This window comes from Halobacillus seohaensis, from assembly GCF_042663045.1.
Taxonomy (GTDB): domain Bacteria; phylum Bacillota; class Bacilli; order Bacillales; family Halobacillaceae; genus Halobacillus_A; species Halobacillus_A seohaensis.
On the sequence record NZ_JBHSZV010000056.1, the window covers coordinates 286 to 5,029 of the forward strand.

At 33.4% G+C, this 4,744-nt stretch carries 6 protein-coding genes and 1 pseudogene; all 7 read right to left on the reverse strand.

The features are described 5' to 3' along the window. Positions 1-891: 891 nt before the first annotated feature. A complete protein-coding gene (locus ACFQIC_RS18700; protein ID WP_204712357.1) occupies positions 892-1,149 on the reverse strand; it encodes a hypothetical protein in 258 nt (85 codons plus the stop codon). A 46-nt stretch (positions 1,150-1,195) separates the two neighbouring features. Beyond that, complete coding sequence (locus tag ACFQIC_RS18705) at positions 1,196-1,321, reverse strand: hypothetical protein (RefSeq protein ID WP_390217651.1); 126 nt, start codon at positions 1,319-1,321, stop codon at positions 1,196-1,198. 221 nt (positions 1,322-1,542) lie between these two features. Then, complete coding sequence (locus tag ACFQIC_RS18710; RefSeq protein WP_204712356.1) at positions 1,543-2,082, reverse strand: DUF5412 family protein; 540 nt, start codon at positions 2,080-2,082, stop codon at positions 1,543-1,545. Positions 2,083-2,185: 103 nt separating this feature from the next. Continuing rightward, on the reverse strand, positions 2,186-2,470 hold the full coding sequence (locus ACFQIC_RS18715) for a hypothetical protein (protein WP_204712355.1): 285 nt from the start codon (positions 2,468-2,470) through the stop codon (positions 2,186-2,188). Between the two features lie 110 nt (positions 2,471-2,580). Continuing rightward, positions 2,581-3,240 (reverse strand): HAD family hydrolase, encoded by a 660-nt coding sequence (locus ACFQIC_RS18720; protein WP_204712354.1) that lies wholly within the window; start codon positions 3,238-3,240, stop codon positions 2,581-2,583. Between the two features lie 207 nt (positions 3,241-3,447). Then, a complete protein-coding gene (locus ACFQIC_RS18725) occupies positions 3,448-3,888 on the reverse strand; it encodes a hypothetical protein (protein ID WP_204712353.1) in 441 nt (146 codons plus the stop codon). A 246-nt stretch (positions 3,889-4,134) separates the two neighbouring features. Continuing rightward, positions 4,135-4,459, reverse strand: a pseudogene (locus ACFQIC_RS18730) (IS1595 family transposase); the annotation flags it as partial. Between the last annotated feature and the right edge of the window lie 285 nt (positions 4,460-4,744).

A 4,744-nucleotide genomic window follows, 5' to 3' on the forward strand; every position in this document is an offset into this window, starting at 1 on the left:
CACATCAAGTGTGCTTGTTTTACTTCCTTCTATATAATAGAAAGAATAAATTGACGTACTGGTTGGTTCGTTCAGTTTTCAAAGATCAATAGGTTCGCCGCTTCAAAATGGCGACTCAATAAATATACCATGCTGACGATTTGAAGTCAATAACGCATTTTCATTGTTATGATTTTTCGGTCAGATGAATGAATCGGTGCATCGCCTTTCTAAAAAGCGACAAGAATCAGTATACCATGCTGATGAAATGAAAGTCAACAACATTTTCCGCTGTTTTATTTTTTCGATCAGCGAATTGAATAGGTGCATCGCTCTCTAAAAAGCGACAAGAATCAATATACCATGCTGATGAAATGAAAGTCAACAACGTTTTTCGCTGTTTTATTTTTTCGATCAGCGAATTGAATAGGTGCATCGCTCTCTAAAAAGCGACAAGAATCAATATACCATGCAGAAAATAACAATGCAATAGTTTTTTCAAAGGAAAGATTCAAATGCTATTAGGTCTTAATTTTGTCCTCGAAACCGATAACCCCTAATATAAAAGCTATTATGGTAAGTGACAAAACTATGTAAGTGGGAGATGTTATCACCCAATCTTGGTGAAAAGTAGAATACAAAGAATAGACTGAAATCAGCAAACAACGTTGGACAATTAATTATCATCGATTTTATTATGAAGTTTATCGATGGAAGCCATTAATTCATTACTCTCAACTTGCGGCCTCTCCGTCATTTCTTCAATATAAATCTAAAAAAAGATAAGTTACTAAACAAAAAACACTTTACCCCTCCAAACTAAATAGCACTCCCTTATCATATATTTGTTATGAACCACAGTTTCGCTTATCTCATCATTAGTATTTTTTTCTTTTTGTCAAAATAAATTAATCACGTTTTATATGTAAGCGAGTATTTAGTAAAATAAGCACCTAAAATTAATAAGATCACGGTAATAGACCAGTTTATTACTCCCATAAAGTTAAACCAATAAGCCATAAGATTTGTTATTGCAATTAGGTATAAGAAAATCGGGGTTAATGCACTCTTAATATCTGTCAAACCAGCCATTTTTCTTTTTCCGACTACAACAGTAATGGAATAAATAAGTGCAAACACAAGAATAATAGATAATAATATAGGTAACATTGTAGAAACCTCCATTTAAAAAACATAATGAGCCCTACTCATTTAGCTAATCGCATTTTTCATCCTTCTTTCGGTCTTCTTCAGTTGTACCCCAGTCATATCCTGACTTGCCCCAGTTAATAAGAAAAAGGGCTGGTGCTACAACCATCAAAATAGCTATTATTACGTTCATTGGTAAGAAACCCACCTTTCAAGAAATCCATTCAAGAACACTGTTCAATCCTACTTACAGAAAATATACTTAACGTTAGTTGAGACATATTTCATATAAAGAACCCTCTAGTTTAAGATAAGTAGTATCCTTTCTTGCATAAGCCTGCTCACTATATTTGAATAAGGATGCGATTCCATCTCTTGCCCCGTTACTTTAAGTGGAATGTTTCACATGCTTAATCATTGATATCCGTAAGTATCCCCTTCATCTAATTTTAAGATATGATTATTTATAGATACTTTATCATTACTTTCCCATTCCACTTCAACTTTTTCTACCCTGTCTTGATTATAAATTCGTTGTTTAAACCACAGTGGTCCGTTTAATTCTCCCCTTACTCCAAATGAACCTGCTGCTCCTGCATCATAACGGTAAAAATCAATTGTATAATGGTTATCGGGAGAATTTACCGTCTTTAAATGTTCAGTAAATCCCATAGATGAAAAGAAAGTTGTAAATGATAGTACCAAAAAAAGTCCGATAGATGTCAATGATGACAAAATTACCGTTAACCAACTTCTTATTTTTGCCCACCAGTTTCTTTTATCTTTAAAACCAACAATTCCTAAAATAAAGGCTAACAAACTAATTATTAGTAATATATAATTTGGAGGTGCAATTAACCAAGTGTTGTTCATATTAGAATACAACGAGTAGGCTGCTAATCCTAAGCAAACAAGTTTTAAATAAAAAGACCATAAGTTATATTTTTTCCCCATAATTTTCCCCCTTGTTAATCCTAGTTTATCTTGCACTAAACAGCGTCATTAGCACAAGAAGCGACTGTTCTTGTTGAACAATCGCGCCCGATAGTTTAACTACTCAAAATACTTCTGTTTCTTCTTTATTGAAAATACCAACCAAAAACATAACGAGTCCGATTATGAAAATAAAGGGGAAAATATACCACATTATCAATGATGCCCACCCACTTTCTACAATGACTGCATAGGTTAACCCTATCGCAAAAGATAAAGCTAGTGAAATTGGTACCATAAGAACGATGCCCCATACCTTATATTTTTTATCTTTTGGTTTACCTACGCTTAGCTGATAAGCTACAAGCGCACCTATAAATGCAATTCCATACCCTATAACAATTGCCATTTCACCAATCCTTTCTCTATTTTAATATCCTCTTCTTCCACTAACCAGCTGCTATAGATGAACAACAATGCTGATATGTTATTGTGTTAAAGCACCCAATAGTTGAATAGCTATTTGTGTAATTTAGGTAATATTGTTTGTAGCTCTGTAAAATCGTCAATTACGATATCAGCTTGAGAAAGTTCATCTTCTCGTGCAAAGTCAAAGTTACATCCAATTGAAACTAACCCGTTACCTTTGGCTGCATTTATATCTGAAAGTCGGTCTCCAACTACTACTCCATTAGTGATGCCGTATTTTTTGATTATACTCTGGACCAAATCTGATTTATTCATCGATTTAATTTGTTGAATACTAACTGTTTCCGTAACCCATTCATCCAAATGATAATAACTGACTATCGCTTTTAAATATTCCGTTAAACCATTACTTGCTATGTATATTGAACAATCATTCTCTTTTAAATAACTAAAGGATTCTTTTACGTTAGGATATAAAGCACCATTCCCATTTCTTATATTTTCAATTAGTCTTTCTAGAAAATAAGCATCCGTTTGTTCTCTTTCCTCAACGGAATGATTAGGTAACAAAGTCTCCCACACTTTTGGTAAAGGAACCCCCATAATTTCACGGTATTTATCAATAGGCGTTTCCTTATCCCATTTATTTAATGACCGTAAACGGCTGAAAGCATCATCTAGTGATAATTCCAGTATCTTATCTGTTTGAAATAGTGTTCCATCCATATCAAAGATTAGTGATTGCGCCATTATTTCCTCCCCTTTTAAAATAATTCAACTTATTACCTTCCAAAGTTTAACAATAAATTAATAAAAGTTAACTTATCTTTCTTCAACATTACTGCTGCGTTAATTGAACAAGGATACAACCCTAATCCTTTACTTCAATAAGAAAAGAGCTGTTACGGCACCATCCGTTCTTAAACTTCACATTTAGCTAATTCCTAATTGTTTAAATTAATGAAGAGCTACTTTCTTGTCCTTGTCTATTTTAAATTTTTTTATTATAAACTTACTTTCTAAACCTAGCCATAAAAGAACTGATGGTAAAAAAGAAACTAATAAAGGGTAATTTGGTCCTTTCCAACCTAAAACATATAAGAAAGGGAACTTAAAAACAATAGACGCAAAGTCAACAAAAGATTGTAAATCATTATTGTGAAATTGGGTATACATAAACAATGCAAAGTTAATAACAAAAACCATTGAAACAGATAATAAATTTTTATACCAAGAATGATGATTGTTCAATAAAAATCCAATTGCATAATGTAAAAGTAACATCAAAAGAAAAGCAACAAACACTACCTCATTTCTAGCACTATTCCAACCAGCCCCTATAATGCCTGTTCCAAGCATAACCAGACAAAAGTGGCACACAAATGGTTTAATATTCATTTTAAATATGCTGGTGAAACTCATCTTTTTAAACACTCGCCTCCATGTTCCACTAACCCTATAGTGGAATACCTCAATTTTATTTAATAAATTCCTATTAGCAAATAATTCTGCTATTTAATATTTAGCTAGAAACTCAATATTCCCTTATTAAACTATACTGCCGGTTAGCACGATAAGCTATAGTTACTCTGCTGATCTACGGAGAAAATAACTCTCTATCATACATTCGATAAATTTAATTCAATGGTTGAGATGACGAGTTCAATATAATGCCGTATTGGTGAGGTCCGTAAAAGTCATTCGACAAGCTTTACAGCAGTAACGCTGTTTCTTCACCATCCACGATAGTAGAGTATTTCTCGAACCGAACAACGAAACAATATGTTATGACTCACTATCAGGACAACAATAGCCATCCTTATTCTTTCGTTCAGAAATTTCTTGCAAGTACCGTTCCTGTTGAAGATGATCCAGTAAGAGCACCTATTAAACACCCTCGTAAACGATGCTTTTCCGCAGGATTAAGTTTTTGAATGGCTTTAAGGGTATCGGTTGCTCTCACAGTCATCACCAACTTTAATTTGATGACTTCACCATAGAACATTTGTTCAATTTGAGCAAATATCAACAATTAACTTTAACAGAGCCTTCTATTTAAAAAAGTGACTTACGTTATGTCGGATAAGCTTCGCTAGCAACAGTAAAATCATATCTGATATTAATGAGTAAGATCATATTCATAAAAAACATACAAAAAAACAAGCCTTAGGAATACATCCTAAGGCTTGTTTTCGTTCATGTGGCAGCGTCCTACTCTCACGGGGATCGACCCGACTACCATCGGCGCTGAAGA

Bases quoted from the DNA above. Each gene is read 5' to 3' on its own strand.
- ACFQIC_RS18715 (WP_204712355.1), bottom strand. From the start codon at position 2,470: ATGGCAATTGTTATAGGGTATGGAATTGCATTTATAGGTGCGCTTGTA.
- ACFQIC_RS18720 (WP_204712354.1), bottom strand. From the start codon at position 3,240: ATGGCGCAATCACTAATCTTTGATATGGATGGAACACTATTTCAAACA.
- ACFQIC_RS18725 (WP_204712353.1), bottom strand. From the start codon at position 3,888: ATGAATATTAAACCATTTGTGTGCCACTTTTGTCTGGTTATGCTTGGA.
- ACFQIC_RS18700 (WP_204712357.1), bottom strand. From the start codon at position 1,149: ATGTTACCTATATTATTATCTATTATTCTTGTGTTTGCACTTATTTAT.
- ACFQIC_RS18705 (WP_390217651.1), bottom strand. From the start codon at position 1,321: ATGAACGTAATAATAGCTATTTTGATGGTTGTAGCACCAGCCCTTTTT.
- ACFQIC_RS18710 (WP_204712356.1), bottom strand. From the start codon at position 2,082: ATGGGGAAAAAATATAACTTATGGTCTTTTTATTTAAAACTTGTTTGC.